The sequence below is a fragment of the Cellulosimicrobium cellulans genome (assembly GCF_016907755.1).
In the GTDB taxonomy this organism is placed as follows: domain Bacteria; phylum Actinomycetota; class Actinomycetes; order Actinomycetales; family Cellulomonadaceae; genus Cellulosimicrobium; species Cellulosimicrobium cellulans_D.
This window is the reverse complement of record NZ_JAFBCN010000001.1, coordinates 1,069,697-1,086,669: the sequence shown is the minus strand read 5'-3', so window position 1 is coordinate 1,086,669 and position 16,973 is coordinate 1,069,697. Positions and strand designations below refer to the sequence as shown.

Genomic DNA, 16,973 nt, shown 5'->3' with positions numbered 1-16,973 from the left:
CGGGGACGGTGATCCCCGCGCTTGCCGCGCGCCGGTCGGCGTGCGGCCTGGTCGTCACCCGGGGCACCCCGCCGCGAGAGGAGGGTTGCCGGCCAGCAAACCGGGGTTTCACGCTGGCACTCATGACCTGCGTCCCAGGATGTGCGTGGGTGACGCGTCGTGTCAACCGGTGGTCAGTGCGTCTCGGATGGCGGGACGCAGTCCACGGGCAGCTCGAGACGCCACCCGGACTCGTCGACGGCGAACGCGTCGAGCACCTCGCCCGTGCGCGCGTCGAGCACGACGACGGAGTCGGCGGGCCACTCCGCCGGGTCTCCGGGTGGCGTCTGCGGAGGCCGCTGGAGCCTCGCACCGTTCGTGTGGGCCTCGAGGACCTCACCGGTGCGGGTGCTCGCCAGCACGACCTCCGGGTGCGCGTCGGCGTAGGCGTCGCACGCCTCGCCGTTGCCGTCCGAGCTCCACCACCCCTCGTAGCCGCCGACGACATGGTCCGCGAGGTCGATCGGCTCGCCCGTCTGCGCGTCGAGGGCCGCCCGGGAGGGAAGGGGCGAGAGGACGTCCTCGTCAGGTTCGACCTGGACGACCCGCGGTCGCTCGGCGGGCGGCCCCGGGGCGTCGTCCCCGACGACGTGCACCTCCGCCACCCCCCGCGGCCCGTCGTCGCCCTCGGGCGCCGTCCACAGCAGGACGACACCCGCCGCGACCACTCCGGCGACCACGGCCGCGCCCACCGCACGTCCGCGTGCGATCCGCATCGATCCCCCTGCCTGCCGGGACCCCCGCCCGGCCGCACGGCCACGCTAGCGCGACCGGCCGACGTCGGGCACCCGCCGCCCTGGGCCGCTCGGCGAGACGGGCGTTCCGCGCGCCGGACGCGTGGCGTACGATCCGTGCCAACCATCCGGAGCGGCCGAGTGACGTGGCACGTCGACGCCGCAGCAACCCCCCGGTCCGTCGCGAGGCGGCCGGGCGCAGGGTGCTACTGCCACGATCGATGGAGGAGGACTCATGGGCGACCAGTCCCAGCAGACGTCGGCCGTGCCCGACGCGCGACCCGCCGTCGGCTATGCCGGCGACATCACCCCGCAGCAGGCGTGGGACCTGCTGACGAGCGACGAGCGCGCGGTGCTCGTCGACGTCCGCACCGAGGGCGAGTGGCGCACCATCGGGGTGCCCGACGCCACGGACCTCGGCCGCGACGTCGTGTTCGACGAGTGGGTGACCCCGGCCGGACCCAACCCGCGCTTCGTGGAGCAGCTCGTCGAAGCGGGTCTCGCCCCCGGCGACGAGCGTCCCGTCGTGTTCCTGTGCCGCTCGGGCCAGCGGTCGATCGGCGCCGCGCGCGCGGCCACGGCCGCCGGGCTCGGGCCGTCGTACAACGTGCTCGAGGGCTTCGAGGGCGCCCAGGGGTTCTCGGGTCTGCGCGACGTCGAGGGCTGGAAGGTCCGCGGCCTGCCCACCACGACGTTCGACGAGGCCGCCCGGTGAGCGCCGCGCAGCCCGGGAGCGTCCCCGGCGGCTCCGGCCGCAAGCCCCTGCCCGCGAGCGCGCGCCCCGCGACGCTCGCCGTGCGCGGCGGGCACCACCGCACGGAGTTCCAGGAGACGTCCGAGGCGCTGTTCCTCACGCAGGGCTACACGTACGACCGCGCCGCCGACGCCGAGGCCGCGTTCAAGGGCGAGCTCGACCGGTTCGTCTACTCGCGCTACGGCAACCCGACGGTGCACGCGTTCGAGGAGCGCCTGCGCCTGCTCGAGGGCGCCGAGGCGTGCTACGCGACGGCGTCCGGCATGTCCGCGGTGTTCACGTCGCTCGCCGCGCTCGTGGGTTCCGGGTCCCGGATCGTCGCGGCGCGCGCGCTCTTCGGGTCGAGCATCGTCATCTTCGACGAGATCTTCGCCAAGTGGGGCGTGCGGACCGACTACGTCGACGGCCACGTGCTCTCCCAGTGGGAAGAGGCGCTCTCGACGCCCGCGGACGTCGTGTTCTTCGAGACGCCGTCCAACCCCATGCAGGACATCGTCGACGCGCGGCGCGTGAGCGAGCTCGCGCACGCCGCGGGCGCGGTGGTCGTGCTCGACAACGTCTTCGCCACGCCGCTGCTCCAGAAGCCGCTCGAGCTCGGCGCGGACGTCGTCGTGTACTCGGCGACCAAGCACATCGACGGCCAGGGTCGTGTGCTCGGCGGCGCGATCCTCGGGACCGAGGAGTACGTCACCGGGCCCGTGCAGACGTTCATCCGGAACACCGGGCCGTCGCTCTCGGCGTTCAACGCGTGGGTGCTGCTCAAGGGGCTCGAGACGCTGCCCGTGCGCGTCGCCGCGCAGAACGCCGCGGCGGCGCAGGTCGCGGAGGCGCTCGAACAGCTTCCCGGCGTCGGCCGCGTGCGGTACCCGTTCCTCGCGTCGCACCCCCAGCAGGAGCTCGCGCGGTCGCAGCAGAGCGGCGGCGGCACGGTCGTGACGTTCGACCTCGCCGTCCCGGAGGGCACCGACCCGGAGACCGCGAAGAAGCGCGCGTTCACCTTCCTCGACGCGCTGCAGGTCGTCGACATCTCCAACAACCTCGGCGACGCGAAGTCGCTGATCACGCACCCCGCCACCACGACGCACCGCAAGCTCGGCCCCGACGGCCGCGCCGCCGTCGGGATCGCGGAGACGACCGTGCGCCTGTCGGTGGGTCTGGAAGACCCGCTCGACGTCATCGAGGACGTGGAGCAGGCGCTCAACGCCTGACACCCCTCCGCGAGCATGTGGTGGTGGCCCGTCCCGGCGTCGGGACGGGCCACCAGCGCATGCTCGGCGGGCAGCAGGCGCATGGTCGACACCGTGCTTCCGAGAAAGGCGTGGACCGGTCGCGTCATGCCTTCGTAGCGTCGGAGGGTGCCCGACGCGATCTTCGACGAACCCCGCCTCGCCGCCCTCTACGACCCGCTCGACCCGGACCGCAGCGACCTCGACGCCTACGCGGCGATCGTCGACGAGCTCGGCGCACGGCGCGTGCTCGACGTCGGGTGCGGCACCGGGACGTTCGCGTGCCTCCTGGCGCGGCGCGGGGTCGAGGTGGTCGGCGTGGACCCGGCGGGCGCGTCGCTCGACGTCGCGCGCTCCAAGCCGGGCGCCGACCGCGTGCGCTGGGTGCACGGCGACGCCACGACCCTCCCGCCGCTCCAGGTGGACCTCGCGACGATGACGGCGAACGTCGCGCAGGTGTTCCTCACCGACGACGCGTGGGCCGCGACGCTGCGCGGCGTCCGCTCCGCGCTGGCACCGGGCGGGTGGCTGGTCTTCGAGACGCGCGTCCCCGCCCGCCGGGCCTGGGAGGGCTGGGTCCGCGACGCGACGACCGTGCACGTGGACGTGCCCGACGTCGGGCCGGTCGAGTCCTGGACCGACCTCACCGACGTGTCGCTCCCCTTCGTGACGTTCCACGACACGACCGTGCTGCCCGACGGCACCGAGCTGCACTCCGACTCGACCCTGCGCTTCCGCGAGCGCGACGAGGTCGAGGCGACGCTCGTCGCCTGCGGGTTCGAGGTGGTCGACGTCCGCGACGCGCCCGACCGCCCGGGCCGCGAGTGGGTGTTCGTCGCGCGGCGCGCGGAGCCGCCGGCCGAGTGAGGCTCGCGGCCTGTCGTCGTGCTCGGAGACCGCTGTGGACGACGGGTTCGACGGTGTGGGACGCACCTCGTAGATTCCTCGTAGCGCTCGGCCGACCAGCGGGGCGCGACGACCGGTCCGCCACCACCGACAGGGGTCCTCTTGCTGCACGTGCACCGCTCCGAGCGTGCCGAGGCGCTCGTGGCGCCGCTCGCCGCCGTGCTCGCCGCGGCGCCGGAGGACCCGTTCACGCCCGACGTCGTGGCGGTCCCGACGCGCGGCGTCGAGCGGTGGCTCGCGCAGCGGCTCTCGCACCACCTGGGCGCGGGCGACACGGCGGGGATCTGCGCGAACGTGGACTTCCGCGGGCCACGCCGGCTCGTGGAGCAGGTCGTCGCGGACCTCACCGACCTCGACCCCGACGACGACCCGTGGCGCCCCGAGCGGCTCGCGTGGTCCGTGCTCGAGGTGCTCGACGCGCACCTCGCCGAGCCGTGGGCGGCACCGCTCGCGCGCTACGTCGGCGACCCGGGCGACGAGGTGCGGCGGGGCCGGCGCCTGACGCTCGCGCGTCGGCTCGCGGACCTGCTCGTCGACTACGCGCGACAGCGGCCCGAGGTCGTCCTGGCGTGGACGGCCGGGTCCCCGAGCGAGGGGACGGGCGACACCCCGGACGACCTCGCCTGGCAGCCCGAGCTGTGGCGCCGCCTCGTCGACCGCGTGCCGGCCACGGACCCCGCACGTCGCGTCGAGGACGCGGTCGCGACGCTGCGGGCGGACCCGGCGGCCGTCGACCTCCCGCCGCGGCTGTCCGTGTTCGGCCCGACGCGGCTCCCGGAGGACGAGCTGCGCGTCCTGCGCGCGCTCGCGGAGCACCGCGACGTCCACCTGTGGCTCGTGCACCCGTCGCCCGCGCTGTGGGAGAAGGTCGCCGCGTACGACGGCGGAGCGCACGACGGGCCCGCCGTCGCACCCGGTCCCGGCGACCGCGCCCGACGCGCGGACCTGCCCACCTTCGCCCGCCACCCGTTCCTCGCGTCCACCGGGCGCGACGCGGTCGAGCTGCAGCTGCGTCTCGCCGCGGACGACCCGGCGCACGTCCGGGTGGAGACGCACCACGCGGCCTCCGCGACGCCGTCGACCCTGCTCGGCGCCGTGCAGTCCGCGCTGCGCACCGACTCTCCCGACGGGTCCCACGTCGTCGACCCCGCCGACCGGTCGGTGCAGGTGCTCGCGTGCCACGGGCGGTCCCGGCAGGTCGAGGTCCTGCGCGAGACGCTGGTCGGCCTGTTCTCCGCCGACCCGACGCTCCAGGCGCGCGACGTCATCGTGCTGTGCCCGGACGTCGAGACGTTCGCCCCCCTCGTCACGGCGACGTTCGGCGCGGTCCCCGAGCTCGGCGAGGACGCGCACCCGGGCCAGCGCCTGCGCGTGAGCCTCGCCGACCGCGGCGCGGGGACGACGAACCCCGTGCTCGCGCTGCTCGCCACCCTGCTGCGCCTCGCGGACGGCCGCGTCACGGCGTCGGAGGTGCTCGACCTCGCGGCGAGCGCGCCGGTCCGCCGCCGGTTCCGGTTCTCCGACGACGACGTGGACCGCCTGCGCCAGTGGGCCGTCGAGGCGGGCGTGCACTGGGGCGAGGACGGCGCGCGCCGAGCACGTTTCGACATCAACGAGAGCGTCCGCCAGGGCACCTGGGACGCGGCGCTCGACCGGCTCCTGCTCGGCGCGGCGATGGCGGACGAGGACGCGCGGTTCGTCGGGCCGGCGCTGCCGCTGGACGACGTCGGCTCGACCGACGTGGACCTCGCGGGCCGCCTCGCGGAGCTCGTCGCGCGGCTGACGGAGACGCTGCGCGCGCTGGACGGCGTGCACCCGCTCGCGCACTGGCTCGACGCGCTCGACCGCGCGCTCACGCTGCTCGCCGAGGCGCCGCCCACGGAGGCGTGGCAGATCGGCTCCGCGCGCCGTGTGCTGGGCGACGTGCGCGCGGCGGGCGCCGCGCACGGCGGGGTCGCGCTGCGGCTCGCGGACGTGCGCGCGCTGCTCGACGACCGCCTCGCGGGGCGCCCGACGCGTGCCGGGTTCCGCACGGGCGCGCTCACCGTGTGCTCGCTCGAGCCGATGCGCTCGGTGCCGCACCGGGTCGTCTGCCTGCTGGGCCTTGACGACGGCGTCTTCCCCCGCACCGCCGCTCCCGCGGGCGACGACCTGCTGGCGCGGCACCCGGAGATCGGCGAGCGCGACGCGCGCAGCGAGGACCGGCAGATCTTCCTCGACGCCGTCGCGGCGGCGGGCGACCACCTCGTCGTCGTGCACACGGGCGCCGACGAGCGCACCGGCGCCGCCCGCCCGCCCGCCGTCCCCGTCGCGGAGCTGCTCGACGCGCTCGACCGGGTCGCGACGACGCCCGACGGTCGCCCGGCGCGCGAGCACGTCGTCGTGCAGCACCCGCTGCAGACCGTGGACGAACGGAACTTCATCCCGGGCGCCCTGGGCGTGCCGGGTCCGTTCAGCCACGACGGCGCGGCGTTCGACGGCGCCCGCCAGGCACGTGAGAGGCGTCAGCCGGTCGGGGCCCTCGTGGGCGCCCCGCTCGACCTGCCGGCCGTCGCCGCGAGCGGCCCGGGGGCGGGCGAGGTGCCGGACGCCGGGGCGGACGCCCGCGCCGACGTCGAGCTCGACGACCTGGTCCGCCTGCTGGAGAACGCGCCGCGCTGGTTCGCGCAGCACACGCTCGACGTCGGGCTCGTGCTGGAGGAGGACGACGTCGAGGACCGCCTCCCGCTCGCGCTCACCGGCCTCGCGGGCTGGGGGGTGGGCGACCGCGTGCTCCGCGCCGCGCTGGCCGGCGTCGACCCGAACCGGGCGATGCAGGCCGAGTGGCGGCGGGGCCAGGTGCCTCCGCGCGAGCTGGGGCGCTCGGCGCTCCAGGAGGTGGTCCGCTCCGTCGGCCCGCTGCGCGTCGCCGCGGTGGAGGCCGCGCGCGAGGCGGACGTCGCCGCGGGTCGCCCGGTGAGCCAGGACGTGCTGAGCTCCGCGGAGACGGTCGACGTCCGCGCACTGCTGCCCGACGGCCGCACCCTCGTCGGGAGCGTGCCGGGCGTGCACGGCGCACGGGTCGTGCGCACCGAGTACTCGCGGCTCGGTCCCAAGCACCGGCTGCGCGCCTGGGTCCAGGCGCTCGCGCTCACGGCGAGCGACCCGGGCCGCCCGTGGGACGCCGTCGCGATCGGTCGCGCGTCCCGGGGTCCCGGCGTCGCGTGGTCCACCCTCACCCCGCCGGACCGCGAGACGGCCTCCCGGGTCCTCGCCGACCTCGTGGCGCTGCGCGACGAGGCGGCGCGCGAGCCGTTGCCGCTGCTGCCCGAGGTGTCGCTGCGCTACGTCGAGGAGCGGCGCACGAGCGACGCGCGCGACGCCCTGATGCGCGCGGGCTGGGCGTGGAACAAGGGCTTCGAGCGCAAGGACCCGTACGTCGTCCTCGCGTGGGGACAGGACCCGGCCCTCCCCGACGTCGCGGGGCTCGCCACCACGGCCGACCTGGGCCGTCTCCCCGACGACCCGACCCGCCTCGGCGCGCTCGCGCGCCGCGTGTGGGAGCCCCTGCTGGAGAACGAGCTGCGAGGTGCCCGGTGAACGGCGCGACGTCCCGGACCACGCCCGGCGGCGCCCCCACGCGCGGGGGCACGGCGGGGACGAGCAGCGCGCCCCGGCGCTTCGACCCGTTCGGCGAGCTGCCGAGCGGGACCATCGTCCTCGAGGCCAGCGCCGGCACGGGCAAGACCCACACGATCGCGACCCTCACGACGCGCTACGTCGCCGAGGGCGTGGCGGCCCTGCCGGAGATCATGCTCGTGACCTTCGGCCGCGCCGCGACCTCGGAGCTGCGCGACCGCGTCCGCGAGCGCCTCGTCGCGACCGAGCGGGCGCTGCGCGGGGCCGCCCCCGCCGACGACCCGGACCCCCTCGTCGCGTTCCTCGCCGCGGTCGACGACGACGAGCTCGACCGCCGCCGCGAGCGCCTGCGCGTCGCGCTGTCCCAACTCGACGCGGCAACCATCACGACGACGCACGGCTTCTGCCAGCAGATGCTCACCGCGCTGGGGACGGCGGCGGACGTCGACCTCACGACGAGCTTCCTGCCGGACGTCGCGGACCTCGTCGAGGAGGTCACGGACGACCTGTACGTGCGACGGTTCGCCGACGAGCCCGAGCCGATCCTGTCGCCGCGCGACGTGCGCGACGTCGCCCGGGCGGCCGTGAGCGACCACGGGGCGGTGATCGCGCCGTCGGACGCGGCCGAGGGGTCGGTGGCGGCGGCGCGGTACGAGGCCGCGGTCGCCGCGCGCCGCGAGGTCGAGGCGCGCAAGCGCGCGATGCACCTGCTCGACTACGACGACCTGCTCGTGCTGCTGCGCCGCGCCCTGACCGACCCCGAGCACGGCGCGACGGCGGCCCGGCGGGTCCGGTCCCGGTTCCGCGTCGTCATGGTGGACGAGTTCCAGGACACCGACCCCGAGCAGTGGGAGATCCTGCGGACGGCGTTCCACGGGCACCCCGAGGAGTGCCGCACGCTCGTGCTGATCGGCGATCCCAAGCAGGCGATCTACGCGTTCCGCGGCGCGGACGTCGTGACGTACCTGCGCGCGGTCGAGGACGCCGCGGACACGGCGACGCTCAGCACGAGCTGGCGCAGCGACGGTCCGCTCCTCGCGGGCCTGCACGCGCTGCTGGGCGAGACGGCGCTCGGCGACCCGCGCATCGTCGTGCGCCCGGTCGACGCGGCGTACCCCGAGCCGCGCTTCTCCGGCGGCGCGCCGGTGCGGCTGCGGCAGGTCACGCGGCGCGCCTACCGTCTCGGCGGGTCGTCGGCGCCGTCGGCACCGGACGCGCGCAGCCTGCTGGCCCGGGACGTCGCGGCGGACGTCGCGGGGCGGCTGGGGACCGCCGACGGCGGCGGCGACCGCGTGCGCGACGACGGGCTCGGCGCGGCGGGCGACGACGGCGTGAGCACCGGCGGCGCGGGGCGGTGGCGGCCGCTGGAGCCGCGCGACGTCGCGGTGCTCACCCGGACGAACGCGCAGGCCGAGGCGGTGCGCTCCGCGCTCGTCGCGCTCGGTGTGCCCGCGGTCGTGTCGGGGCCGTCGAGCGTCTTCGGCTCGGCGGCGGCCCAGGACTGGCTCACCCTGCTCGCGGCGCTGGAGCAGCCCGGTCTGCACCGCCGCGCGACGGCGCTCGCCCTCACCCCCTTCGTCGGCTGGGACGCGCAGCGGCTCGCGACCGCCGGCGACGCCGACCACGACGTGCTCGGTGACACCGTCCGGACCTGGGCACGTCTGCTCGCGGACCGCGGCGTGGCCGCGGTCGCGGAGGTCGCGGCCCGGGGAGGTGCGACCGCGCGGGTCATGGAGCGGGTCGACGGCGAGCGCTACCTCACCGACCTGCGCCACGTCACGCAGGCGCTCCACGAGGCCGCCGTCACCGACGGGCTCGGCACCGCCGCCCTCACGGCGTGGCTGCGCGCCCGGATCGCCGAGGTCGGCTCCGTCTTCACCGACGAGCGCACCCGGCGCCTCGAGACGGACGCCGCCGCCGTCCAGGTCGTCACGGTGCACGCGGCGAAGGGCCTGGAGTTCGGGGTCGTGTACGTCCCGTTCGGCTGGGAGCGGTTCGAGTCGGACGACCAGGAGCTGTTCGCGTTCCACGACGACCACGGCCAGCGCGTCCTGCACCTGGGCGGGGTCGGCTCCCCCGGGTTCGTGGACGCCAAGGCGCGCTGGCGCGACGAGGAGCTGGGCGAGGACCTGCGGCTGCTGTACGTCGCCCTCACGCGCGCCCGGCACCAGGTGGTCGTGCACTGGACGCCGACCAAGCGCAGCACCGGGTCCGGGCCGCTCACGCGGCTGCTGCTCGCGGACCGGATGCTCGGCGGCGAGCCCGGCCGCCACGCCCGGCCGGACGCGATGCGCGACGACGCCGTCCGGTCCGCGTTCGAGGCGCTCGCCGCGCGCTCGGGCGGGACGGTCGTCGTCGAGCAGGTCGACGCCCGGCCGAAGGGCGAGCGCTGGTCGCCCGGCGCGCGCGCCGGGTCCGACCTCGCCCTCGCCGCCGCGACGCACCTGCCCGACCGCGAGTGGCGGCGCGCGTCGTACTCGGCGCTCACCGCGGCCGCGCACCACGGTCCGGTCGGCGGGATCGAGAGCGAGCCGGAGGACCCGGGCGTCCAGGACGAGCCGGAGGAGACGCCGGACGACGACGGGACCGGCACCGCGCACGCCGTCGTGCCGGCCACCCGCCCCGGCGCCGACGTCCCGTCGCCCTACGAGGGGCAGCCGGGGGGCACGGCGTTCGGCACCCTGGTGCACGAGATCCTCGAGTACGTCGACACCGCCGCGGACGACCTCGACGCCGAGGTCCGCGCCCGGTGCGCGCAGGCGGCGACGGTCCGCGTGCCCGGGGTGGAGCCGGTGTCGCTCGCCGTGGCGCTGGGCCTGTCGCTGCGCACCCCGCTCGGGCCGATCGCGGGCGGGCTCACGCTCGCCGACGTCGACCCGCGCGACCGGCTGCCCGAGCTCGAGTTCGAGCTCCCGCTCGCGGGCGGGGACGAGACCGAGGGCGTCACGCCCGCGACGCTGCGCGACCTCGCCGACGTCCTGCGCGCCCACCTGCCCGCCGACGACGCGTTCGCCCGCTACCCCGACCTGCTCGCGGCGCTCGCCGACGAGGCGGACGGCACCGGCGCGAGCACGGGGTCGGGCGCCGGTGCCGGCACGGCCGGCGTCCCGCTGCGGGGATATCTCACGGGCTCGATCGACGCGGTGCTGCGCGTGCCCGTCACGGGACCGGACGGTCGTCCCGACCCCGCGGGCCGCCGGCGGTACCTCGTCGTCGACTACAAGACCAACCGCGTCGGCCCGCCCGGGGTGCCGCTCGCCGTCGGCGACTACCACCCGGACGCGACGCGCGACGCGATGCTCGCCTCGCACTACCCCCTGCAGCTCGTGCTGTACCTCGTCGCGCTGCACCGGTACCTGCGCTGGCGCGTGCGCGACTACGACCCCGACCGCGACCTCGCCGGCGGCGCGTACCTGTTCGTGCGCGGCATGGCCGGCCCCGACACCCCGACCGGTCCCGACGGCGCGCCGTACGGCGTCGTCGCCTGGACGCCCCCGCCGGGGCTCGTCGTCGCCCTGTCCGCCCTGCTCGACGGAGGTCGCGCATGACCACGACCCCTCCCGGCGCGACGGCGCCCGCCGCGCCCATGACTCCCCCCGTGGACGAGGGCGACCCGCGCCTCGCCGTCGGGGTGCCCGCGTGGCTCGCCACGTTCAACGCCGCGCACGTCGTCTCCGCGGCCGACCTGCGCGTCGCGCTCCGGCTCGGACGGCTCACGCGCGAGCACGACGACCAGGTGCTGCTCGCGGTCGCGCTCGCGGTGCGCGCGGTGCGCAGCGGGTCGGTGTGCGTGCGCCTCGACGACCTGGGGTCGCTCGAGCTGCCCGAGGACGAGGAGGCGGCGCGCACCGACGCCACGGACCTGCCCTGGCCGGACCGGACCGCGTGGGCGGCCGCGGTCGCGCGCAGCCCGCTCGTCGCGGTGGGCGTCGACGGGCCGGCCGACCGCCCCGCGCGCTGGGTGGGCGGCGCCCTGTACCTCGACCGCTACTGGCGCGACGAGCTCGCGGTGCGCCACGACGTGGACGGCCGGCTCGCCGCGGACGACCTGCCCGTGGACCCCGACAACCTCGACGCCGCCCTCGCCCGCCTCTTCCCCGCGGCGGACGACACCCGGCAGCGCCTCGCCGCCGCGCACGCCGCGACGCGCCGGCTCACCGTCCTCACGGGCGGTCCGGGCACGGGCAAGACGACGACCGTCGCGCGCCTGCTCGCCGTCCTGCACGACGCCGCGCTCCCGACCTCGTCGTCCACCGGCGCCACGTCCGCCGCCGCGCTGCGGGTGGCGCTCGCCGCGCCCACGGGCAAGGCGGCCGCGCGCCTGCAGGAGGCGGTGCGCGAGGTCGTCGCCGGGTTCCCGGACCCGGTCGACCGCGAGCGCGTCGGCGCCCCCGTCGCGACGACGCTGCACCGCCTGCTCGGCTACCGGCCCGGCAGCAGCACCCGGTTCCGGCACGACGCGCACCACCACCTGCCGCACGACGTGGTGGTCGTGGACGAGACCTCGATGGTCGCCCTGCCGCTCATGGCGCGGCTGCTCGAGGCGCTGCGGCCCGACGCGCGGCTCGTGCTCGTCGGCGACCCCGACCAGCTCGCGTCCGTCGAGGCCGGGGCCGTGCTCGGCGACCTCGTGCACCGCGAGCCGGTCGCCCCGCCCGCGACGGCGGCCGTCGTGGTCGCGACGGCCGACGTCGCGCTCGCCGACTCCGCGCCGCCCGCCGTCGGCGAGGTGGACGACCGCGCGGTCCTGGGCAACGGCGTCGTGCGGCTGCGCACCGTCCACCGCCAGGACCGCGACTCCGAGATCCTGCCGCTCGCGGCCGCGATCCGGGCCGGGGACGCGGAGGCCACGCTCGCGCTCCTGCGGGCCGGGCACGGGAGCGTCCAGTTCCTCGAGACCCCCGACGACACGCCCGACGACGCCGTGCTGGCCACCGTCCGCGCGGACGCCGTGGCCGCGGGCACGCTGCTGGTCGAGGCGGCCCGTGCGGGTGACGCACCCGCAGCGCTCGACGCCCTCGCCCGGCACCGCGTCATGGTCGCGCACCGGCGCGGCCCCGCCGGTCGGGGCCGGTGGGCGGCGCAGGTCGAGGCCTGGGTCGAGGAGGCCACGGGCCACCACGCGACCGACTCCCCGTGGGTCGCGGGCCGGCCGCTGCTGGTCACGACGAACGACGCGGAGGTGGGTCTCTACAACGGCGACACCGGCGTGCTCGTCGCCGAGCCCGGGGGCGCCGGCGTCGTCGCCGTGTTCGGCGACCCGCGCGCGCCGCTGCGCGTGCGGACGCACCGCCTCCCGCCGGTGGAGACCGTGCACGCCATGACGGTCCACCGCGCGCAGGGCAGCCAGTTCGACCGCGTGACGCTCGTGCTGCCGCCCGCGACGTCGCCGCTGCTCACGCGCGAGCTGCTCTACACGGCGGTGACGCGCGCGCAGTCGTTCGTGCGCGTCGTCGGCTCCGAGGACGCGGTGCGCACCGCGGTCACGAGCCCGGTCCACCGGGCGAGCGGCCTGCGGACACCGCTGCCGGGCGGTCAGTCCTCCGTGCGCCCCGCCTGATCGCGCCCCCGCAGCTCCTTCAGCCGGCCCCAGGGCACGAGCACGATCCAGGCGACGGACGCGATCGCGGCGCCCATGATCATCGAGGGGACGTCCATGGCGACCATCCAGGCAGGCGTGCTGCGGTCCTCGGGGGAATGAGGCCCGGGGGTCTCCGGTTGGCACCAGGGTGAGCACCCAGACCCCCCGCCTGTCCGTCCTCGACCTCGTGCCCGTCCGCTCGGGCCAGTCCAGCACCCAGGCGGTGCGGGCGTCGCTCGACCTGGTCCGCCTCGCGGACCGGCTCGGGTACGAGCGCTACTGGTTCGCCGAGCACCACAACATGCCCGCGGTCGCGGCGTCGACGCCGCCCGTGATGATCGCCGCGGCGGCGTCGGTCACCGACCGCATCCGGGTCGGCTCGGGCGGGGTCATGCTCCCCAACCACGCGCCGCTCGTCGTCGCGGAGCAGTTCGCGGCGCTCGAGGCGATCGCCCCCGGCCGGGTCGACCTCGGCCTCGGCCGCGCGCCGGGCTCCGACCCCGTGGTCACGCAGCTCCTGCGCATCACGGGCCCGACGGCCGACGTCGACCGGTTCCCCCAGCACGTGACGGACATCCTCGCGCTCATGAGCCCCGAGGGCGCGACCCTGCGCCTCACGAGCGGCCAGGTGTACGACGTGCACGCGACCCCGGCCGCCGACGGCGCACCGACCGTCTGGCTGCTCGGGTCGAGCGACTACTCCGCACGCCTCGCGGCCGAGCTCGGGCTCCCGTACGTGTTCGCGAACCACTTCTCCGGCCAGGGCGTCGACGAGATCCTCGCGCTGTACCGCGAGGGCTACCGCCCGAGCGAGGCGTTCCCCGAGCCGCGCACGTTCCTCACGCTCAACGCGGTCGTGGCGGAGACGGAGGACGAGGCCCGGGCCCGCGCGCTCCCGCAGGCGCGCATGATGTCGCGGCTGCGCACCGGTCAGCCGCTCACCGCGCTGGAGACCGTGGAGGAGGCCCAGGCCGCGCCCCTCGACGGTGCGGCCGGGCAGATGGTCGAGGACAGCCTGCGCCGCTGGGCCGTCGGGACGCCCGACGAGGCCGCGGCCGAGGTCCGTCGGCTCGCCGAGCGCCACGGGGTCGACGAGGTGATGATCGTGCCGGTCGCGGCGTCGCGCGCCGACGAGGCGCTGGACTCCACCCCGGGCCGCACCCGCACCCTCGAGCTCCTCGCGGACGCCCTCGCCGCCTGACGCCCCGCCCACCCCCGCCCCCACCCTTGCCGAGAACGACGTTGCTGTCGCCAGCGGCGCCTTTCCGACAGCGACGTCGTTCTCGACGCGGAGCGAGGTCGTGGTCGGCGGGAGGCGGTAGCGTCGCGCGCATGACGACGAAGTACGACGACGCGTCCTGGCACTCCGAGGGCGAGGGGTACCCGCCGGAGGCCGGGCCCGAGGCGGGCGCGACGCACATCGGCATGTTCCTCGCGTGGGCGGTGCTCGGGGGGCACGTCTCCGAGGAGCTCGCCGAGGACGCCGCGAGCGAGCTCGCCGCGCTGCGCGACCGGACGACGACGCCGGGCGCGTTCGTGGTCGACGTGTGCGACGGCAGGCTCGTCGACGAGGATCTCGACGACGTCGCCGCGGCGTTCGCGAGCGCGTACTACACGGGCGACGAGGAGGACGAGGACGACGGCGGCCTCTACCTGGAGGACTACGTCGACGCGGTGAGCCCCGGCGACGGCGAACCCGAGGACGTGTACCGCGTGCCGGACACGTGGGAGACGTACGACCTCGTCGGCCCGCTGGTCGACGCCCGCTTCTCGCAGTGGGACGACGAGGGTCGCCCGACGGTCCTGCGCCACCGCGCCTGAGACGGCCCGAGATGACCGCGCCCACGCCCGTGACCCGGCTCGCCGCGGTGCTGCGCGCCGACAACCCGGGCCCGATGACGCTCGACGGCACGCGCTCGTACGTGCTCCGCGCGCCGGGGGCGGCGACGTGCGTCGTCGTGGACCCGGGGCCCGACGACGCCGCGCACCTCGACGCGCTGGCGGCGGCCGGGCCGGTCGAGCTCGTGCTCGTCACCCACCGCCACGCCGACCACACGGCCGGGGCCCCCGGGCTGCGCGAGCGCACCGGGGCGCCGGTGCGCGCCGCCGACGCGGCACACTGCCACGGCGGCGAGCCGCTGCGCGACGGCGAGGTGATCGAGGCCGCAGGGCTGCGCGTCGTCGTCCTCGCCACCCCGGGCCACACCGCCGACTCGGTCTGCCTCGTCCTGCCCGACGACGGCCCGGTCGCCCCGGCCGGCGACCTCGCCGGGGGCGGCGCACCCCCGGGCGGCGAGACCCCCGCCGACCAGTACCTCGGCGACGTGGCCCCCGGCGACGTGGCCCCCGGCGGCACGCGGTCGGGTGACGCCGCTGGGGGCGGCGCGGGATCGCCGTCGGGCCCGACGGTCCTCACCGGGGACACGGTGCTCGGGACCGGCACGACGGTGATCGCGCAGCCCGACGGCTCGCTCGGCGCGTACCTCGCGAGCCTCGACGCGATCGAGACCGTCGCCTCCGCGGGGCCCGGGCGGGCGACGGGGCTCCCCGGCCACGGGCCGGTCGTCGACGACCTCGCGGAGCGCGTGCGCGCGTACCGCGAGCACCGGCTCGAGCGCCTCGCCCAGGTGCGGGTGGCGCTCGCCGCGCTCGGCCTGACCGCGGGTGCGGACGACGCCGTGGAGCAGGTGGTCGCGCGCGTCTACGCCGACGTCGACCCGTCCGTCCTCGGTGCGGCGCGCCAGTCCGTCGCGGCGCAGCTCGCCTTCCTGGCGCGCGCCGACAAGGGCGCACGACGGTCCCCCCGAGAGGGGTCGGGCGCGCGCCGCCACGACGGCTGACTGTCGGTGGCGCCCGGCACGATGGCGGCATGACGACACCACGGCTCGGTATCGCGTTCGTCCCGACCCACGCACCGGAGAGCCTGCGGCGGCTCGCCACGACCGCCGAGGAGGCGGGACTCGACGACCTCTGGGTGTGGGAGGACTGCTTCAAGCAGTCGGGCCTCGCGTCGGCGGCCGCGGCGCTGGCCTGGACCGAGCGCGTGCGCGTCGGCATCGGGCTGATGCCCGCACCGCTGCGCAGCACGGCGATCACCGCGATGGAGGTCGCGACGCTCGCCCGGTTGTCTCCCGGGCGGCTCGTCGCGGGCGTGGGGCACGGGGTCCAGGAGTGGATGGGGCAGGCCGGCGTCCGCGTCGCGTCGCCGCTGACGCTGCTGCGCGAGCACGCCACGGCGCTGCGGAGCCTGCTCGCGGGCGAGGAGGTCACGACGGCGGGGCGGTACGTCACGCTCGACGCGGTCCGGCTCGACTGGCCACCCACGGAGCCCGTCCCGCTGTGGCTCGGTGGTGTGGGTCCCCGCTCGCTCGCGCTCGCCGGCGAGCTCGGCGACGGCCTGATCCTCGCGAACGCGCTCACCCCGGACGACGTGCGGGCGGCGGCCACGGCGGCACGCGCAGCCAGGACCAGGGCCCGGGGCGACCTCGATCTCCACGCGACGCTCATCGCCGCGACGGGACCGGGTGCGCAGGAGCGCGTGGACCGCGAGGTGCCGTTGTGGGGCAAGGAGGCGGGTCAGGGCATCGGTGCGGGCGGCGACGCCGCGACGATCGCCGCGGCCGTCCTGGCCCTGGCGGACGCGGGTGCGACGGCCGTCGCGGTCCAGCCGACCGCCGACGAGCCCGACGTCGAGGGGTTCGTCCGTTTCCTCGGGCAGGAGGTCGTGCCGCTGCTCAGCGCCCGGTGACGCGCGACGCGTCGGCAGACCCCTCGGCGCGCTGACGCTCGCGCAGCCCGTGCAGCAGGGCGACGACCGCGCACACGAGCGCGACGGCCCCGACCGCGAGCGCCAGGCGCACGGGGAACCCGGCATAGAGGTCGCTCACGTCGCCGACGGGGATCCCCCACTCGACGGCGGTCTCACGCAGCTCACCGGCGAGCAGTCCGACCCGGCCAGGCACGCGTGACGCGACGGCGGCGACCCAGCCGAGGAGCTCGATGACGACGGAGGCCACGGAGTAGGCACCGGTCGCGAGGGGGATCACGGGGACACCCTAGCGGGGCAGGACACCGCGGGCATATCCGGCACGACCCTGAGAATCCCCGGGTGCGGC

General features: G+C 76.8%; 13 protein-coding genes and 1 riboswitch. Of the genes, 10 read left to right on the top strand and 3 right to left on the bottom strand.

What is annotated here, in order from left to right:
- Positions 1–12 precede the first annotated feature (12 nt).
- Positions 13–128, bottom strand: a riboswitch (SAM riboswitch).
- Positions 129–173: 45 nt separating this feature from the next.
- Positions 174–755: a hypothetical protein gene (locus JOE63_RS04685; RefSeq protein WP_204539537.1), complete on the bottom strand. Its 582-nt coding sequence runs from the start codon at positions 753–755 to the stop codon at positions 174–176.
- Between the two features lie 253 nt (positions 756–1,008).
- Between JOE63_RS04685 and JOE63_RS04680 the strand changes: the two genes are divergently transcribed.
- From JOE63_RS04680 to recD, 6 genes are all read left to right on the top strand, one after another.
- Positions 1,009–1,488: a rhodanese-like domain-containing protein gene (locus tag JOE63_RS04680; protein WP_204539534.1), complete on the top strand. Its 480-nt coding sequence runs from the start codon at positions 1,009–1,011 to the stop codon at positions 1,486–1,488.
- Positions 1,485–2,735: an O-succinylhomoserine sulfhydrylase gene (locus tag JOE63_RS04675; protein WP_204539531.1), complete on the top strand. Its 1,251-nt coding sequence runs from the start codon at positions 1,485–1,487 to the stop codon at positions 2,733–2,735. Before JOE63_RS04680 ends, JOE63_RS04675 begins: the two co-directional genes overlap by 4 nt.
- A gap of 147 nt (positions 2,736–2,882) precedes the next feature.
- Positions 2,883–3,620: a class I SAM-dependent methyltransferase gene (locus tag JOE63_RS04670; RefSeq protein WP_204539528.1), complete on the top strand. Its 738-nt coding sequence runs from the start codon at positions 2,883–2,885 to the stop codon at positions 3,618–3,620.
- 150 nt (positions 3,621–3,770) lie between these two features.
- The gene (gene recC, locus JOE63_RS04665; RefSeq protein ID WP_307840293.1) at positions 3,771–7,238 is read left to right on the top strand and encodes an exodeoxyribonuclease V subunit gamma; all 3,468 of its coding nucleotides are present in this window, start codon (positions 3,771–3,773) and stop codon (positions 7,236–7,238) included.
- Entirely contained in the window at positions 7,235–10,825 is a 3,591-nt protein-coding gene (locus tag JOE63_RS04660; RefSeq protein WP_204539522.1) for a UvrD-helicase domain-containing protein, read from the top strand. The genes recC and JOE63_RS04660 overlap by 4 nt, the downstream gene beginning before the upstream one ends.
- A complete protein-coding gene (gene recD, locus JOE63_RS04655; RefSeq protein WP_239576621.1) occupies positions 10,822–12,837 on the top strand; it encodes an exodeoxyribonuclease V subunit alpha in 2,016 nt (671 codons plus the stop codon). Before JOE63_RS04660 ends, recD begins: the two co-directional genes overlap by 4 nt.
- Here the strand turns inward: recD and JOE63_RS21355 are convergent.
- On the bottom strand, positions 12,813–12,935 hold the full coding sequence (locus JOE63_RS21355) for a hypothetical protein (RefSeq protein WP_264029557.1): 123 nt from the start codon (positions 12,933–12,935) through the stop codon (positions 12,813–12,815). The genes recD and JOE63_RS21355 overlap by 25 nt on opposite strands.
- A 71-nt stretch (positions 12,936–13,006) precedes the next feature.
- Here JOE63_RS21355 and JOE63_RS04650 point away from each other — a divergent pair, with 71 nt between their 5' ends.
- From JOE63_RS04650 to JOE63_RS04635, 4 genes are all read left to right on the top strand, one after another.
- A complete protein-coding gene (locus tag JOE63_RS04650; protein WP_204539519.1) occupies positions 13,007–14,059 on the top strand; it encodes an LLM class flavin-dependent oxidoreductase in 1,053 nt (350 codons plus the stop codon).
- A 131-nt stretch (positions 14,060–14,190) separates the two neighbouring features.
- Positions 14,191–14,679 carry a DUF7832 domain-containing protein gene (locus JOE63_RS04645; RefSeq protein ID WP_087470940.1) on the top strand — a complete coding sequence of 163 codons (489 nt, stop codon included), beginning with the start codon at positions 14,191–14,193 and terminating at the stop codon, positions 14,677–14,679.
- 11 nt (positions 14,680–14,690) lie between these two features.
- Positions 14,691–15,698: an MBL fold metallo-hydrolase gene (locus JOE63_RS04640; protein ID WP_204539516.1), complete on the top strand. Its 1,008-nt coding sequence runs from the start codon at positions 14,691–14,693 to the stop codon at positions 15,696–15,698.
- Between the two features lie 29 nt (positions 15,699–15,727).
- Complete coding sequence (locus tag JOE63_RS04635) at positions 15,728–16,606, top strand: LLM class flavin-dependent oxidoreductase (RefSeq protein WP_204539513.1); 879 nt, start codon at positions 15,728–15,730, stop codon at positions 16,604–16,606.
- On the opposite strand, the gene JOE63_RS04630 is transcribed toward JOE63_RS04635, so the two are convergent.
- The gene (locus JOE63_RS04630; protein ID WP_204539510.1) at positions 16,593–16,904 is read right to left on the bottom strand and encodes a hypothetical protein; all 312 of its coding nucleotides are present in this window, start codon (positions 16,902–16,904) and stop codon (positions 16,593–16,595) included. The two genes, JOE63_RS04635 and JOE63_RS04630, sit on opposite strands and share 14 nt — an antisense overlap.
- Between the last annotated feature and the right edge of the window lie 69 nt (positions 16,905–16,973).